General features: G+C 43.5%; 1 protein-coding gene. It reads left to right on the top strand.

Going from position 1 to position 1,358, the window contains the following annotated elements:
- Positions 1–199: 199 nt before the first annotated feature.
- On the top strand, positions 200–502 hold the full coding sequence (locus NHN17_RS25760; protein WP_255045523.1) for a hypothetical protein: 303 nt from the start codon (positions 200–202) through the stop codon (positions 500–502).
- The last annotated feature ends 856 nt before the right edge of the window (positions 503–1,358 follow it).

Raw genomic sequence — 1,358 nt, 5'->3', positions numbered from 1 at the left:
ATTAAATAATGGTAAATATAACCATTGATAAAAAATCATAGGCGGGAAACGTCCGTTCGCAACTCACTTAACATAACACCCGATAACCGAACTCGAATAGGTCACCTCTAGGTGGCCTTTTTTACGTTACAGAGTTGCTCATGTAGGCACTGTTAACTCATTATGAATCATTAATGTATCGTTGTTTGAGTGCGCTTTAATGATTGATTTAAAAAAACTAACGAAAAAAGAGTTACTAGAGCTTAATCAGAGGGTAGTTGAGAGATTAAAAGAGCTTGATGCACAAAAGACATCTGGGTTCATGAATGATTTTTCTGTGGGTGATAAGGTCAGCTTTGAACCACCTGGTGAAGATGGTGTTATCGGAATAGTGATTAGAAAAAACAAAAAAACCATCTCTGTTCTAGATGATTCAGGGCATAAATGGAATGTGCATCCATCGTATTTAATGCATCAAGGTGGTGAAAACATCATTGATGCGGAATGGACAAAAATTGATTGATTCAACATAACACCCGAAGTAAGAACCGGACATACAAAGGCCACCCAAACAGGTGGCCTTTGTATGTCCGGAACGACAACGAGCATGCAGGAGATACTTAGCCTTTAGAGCATAGACTAATGGGACGGAGTCGAGCATGAATTCAGGCCCATGGCGGCTTTTTTGTATCCTGGAGGATTGAGGGAGAGCGGCTTTCAGATTATCCTAGCTCCAGATGTGAAAAAACCAGCCTTGCAGGGCTGGTTTTCTCGGAATACTTACGATTTGACGGTCGGTAAGTCCTTTCATGATAGCTATATCACGTAAGCACTTCAAGTATTCCCACGGCCCACTTGGAATCAAGATGTTTTGGATGGGCGAAGGCATCCCGCTACCGAGCAAGGGATACCTTAGGTAGCCAGCGAACGAACCAGATCCGAAATGACGTAATAGGTCACGATGCTGCAGCTGCTAGGCATCGAGTAAGGCCAAATGATAATACGGTCTGGTGTGTGCCACTGAGGTGGATGATTCAATTTACTGCAAATGTATTTGGGTCACTAATGGCACAGCGTAGGGCAGCCCGAAAGGGAGAGTAAACCCATAAGGTTAAGCGCGAAATGAGCCTGATACTTCAGCCAGATTGACTGGTTTCGAGGTAGGGGTTCGGCGTAGCCGAAAGGGCTGTTTGGCTTTTTCTTACGTTACAGGGTTGCGCTTCTTCGGTACCTGAAAGCCCAGACTTAATGCGATTTACTCACCGATTCAGTGGACAACAAACACCCCACTTAACATAACGTGCACTTAGCGCACCGATATTGTTTATCCCATATTAAAATGTCAGTGAGTTTTCCCAGATTAAAGTGTCTCTTTCCTA

It is taken from the genome of Photobacterium pectinilyticum (assembly GCF_024357955.1).
GTDB lineage: Bacteria > Pseudomonadota > Gammaproteobacteria > Enterobacterales > Vibrionaceae > Photobacterium > Photobacterium pectinilyticum.
This window is presented reverse-complemented; position numbering and strand designations above follow the sequence as displayed.